This is a genomic window from Aquipuribacter aurantiacus (assembly GCF_051216895.1).
GTDB lineage: Bacteria > Actinomycetota > Actinomycetes > Actinomycetales > JBBAYJ01 > Aquipuribacter.
Genome location: NZ_JBPKAO010000034.1, coordinates 1 through 1,492, shown reverse-complemented (window position 1 = coordinate 1,492; position 1,492 = coordinate 1). Strand labels below are relative to the sequence as shown.

The following is a 1,492-nucleotide window of genomic DNA, read 5'->3' as shown; positions in this document are numbered from 1 at the left end:
TGGTACCCGCCGGGCTGCTGGGGCCCGGGCTGGCCGTAGGACGGCTGACCGCCCTGCGGCGGCGGGCCGTACGGACCGGGCTGGGCGGGACCGGGCTGGGCGGGACCAGGCTGCCCGCCCGGCTCACCCGGGCTGGACTGTCCGTAGCCACCCTGGGAGTACGGCGGGGGCTGGTTGGGGTCTGCGGGGGTGTTCGGGTCAGTCATGTCAGGTCCTTCGTCGGAGACGTCTCCCGTCGAACGTACTGCTAGCCGGGCCGCTGGGGAACGACGTCGACCCGGTCGTACGGCGTGTCCACGCGGTCGCGGTCCCCGGTCGCCGGCCCGGTGACGCAGCGGTCAGCGGACGAAGCGGATGGTGAGCGGGTACCGGTACCAGTCACCCCGGGAGGAGGCGATGGCCGCGATCACCGTGAAGACGGCGGCGGCCACGAGCAGCGCGCCGCCGGCGAGGGCCCACAGGGGTGCCAGCACGCCGAACGTGATGATCGTCAGGAGACCGCCGAGGGCGGCCACGCCCAGCCCGTACAGCAGCACCGAGAGCTGGAAGTTGAGCGCCTCGGCGGTGTGGTGGCGCACGAAGGGACCGCGGTCCTTGAGGACGAGGAACAGGACCAGCGGGGCGAGGAAGGGCAGGGCGACCAGGCTCCCGGCGATCCACGACAGGTGCGTCACGGTCGACCACGTCGTCTCGTCCGAGGGGGTCATCGGGGCCGGACCACGCCCGGCGGGGTAGGCGGGCCCGGCGCCGGGCCCGCCTACCCCGCCGGGCGTGGTCCGGCCCCGATGACCCCCTCGGACGAGACGACGTGGTCGACCGTGACGCACCTGTCGTGGATCGCCGGGAGCCTGGTCGCCCTGCCCTTCCTCGCCCCGCTGGTCCTGTTCCTCGTCCTCAAGGACCGCGGTCCCTTCGTGCGCCACCACACCGCCGAGGCGCTCAACTTCCAGCTCTCGGTGCTGCTGTACGGGCTGGGCGTGGCCGCCCTCGGCGGTCTCCTGACGATCATCACGTTCGGCGTGCTGGCACCCCTGTGGGCCCTCGCCGGCGGCGCGCTGCTCGTGGCCGCCGCCGTCTTCACGGTGATCGCGGCCATCGCCTCCTCCCGGGGTGACTGGTACCGGTACCCGCTCACCATCCGCTTCGTCCGCTGACCGCTGCGTCACCGGGCCGGCGACCGGGGACCGCGACCGCGTGGACACGCCGTACGACCGGGTCGACGTCGTTCCCCAGCGGCCCGGCTAGCAGTACGTTCGACGGGAGACGTCTCCGACGAAGGACCTGACATGACTGACCCGAACACCCCCGCAGACCCCAACCAGCCCCCGCCGTACTCCCAGGGTGGCTACGGACAGTCCAGCCCGGGTGAGCCGGGCGGGCAGCCTGGTCCCGCCCAGCCCGGTCCCGCCCAGCCCGGTCCGTACGGCCCGCCGCCGCAGGGCGGTCAGCCGTCCTACGGCCAGCCCGGGCCCCAGCAGCCCGGCGGGTACCA

2 protein-coding genes and 2 pseudogenes are annotated in these 1,492 nt (G+C 73.9%); 2 read left to right on the top strand and 2 right to left on the bottom strand.

All coding sequences use genetic code 11. From position 1 onward, the window contains the following. Together ACR80Q_RS18255 and ACR80Q_RS18250 are read right to left on the bottom strand one after the other, a co-directional pair. A pseudogene (locus ACR80Q_RS18255) lies at positions 1-206 on the bottom strand (hypothetical protein); the annotation flags it as partial. A 132-nt stretch (positions 207-338) separates the two neighbouring features. Further along, positions 339-707: a DUF4870 domain-containing protein gene (locus ACR80Q_RS18250; RefSeq protein WP_435379076.1), complete on the bottom strand. Its 369-nt coding sequence runs from the start codon at positions 705-707 to the stop codon at positions 339-341. A 78-nt stretch (positions 708-785) separates the two neighbouring features. Here ACR80Q_RS18250 and ACR80Q_RS18245 point away from each other — a divergent pair, with 78 nt between their 5' ends. After that, entirely contained in the window at positions 786-1,154 is a 369-nt protein-coding gene (locus ACR80Q_RS18245) for a DUF4870 domain-containing protein (protein ID WP_435379076.1), read from the top strand. 132 nt (positions 1,155-1,286) lie between these two features. Continuing rightward, positions 1,287-1,492 (top strand): annotated as a pseudogene (locus ACR80Q_RS18240) (hypothetical protein); the annotation flags it as partial.

Coding starts and splice junctions, on each gene's coding strand:
- ACR80Q_RS18250 (WP_435379076.1), bottom strand. CDS start 707: ATGACCCCCTCGGACGAGACGACGTGGTCGACCGTGACGCACCTGTCG.
- ACR80Q_RS18245 (WP_435379076.1), top strand. CDS start 786: ATGACCCCCTCGGACGAGACGACGTGGTCGACCGTGACGCACCTGTCG.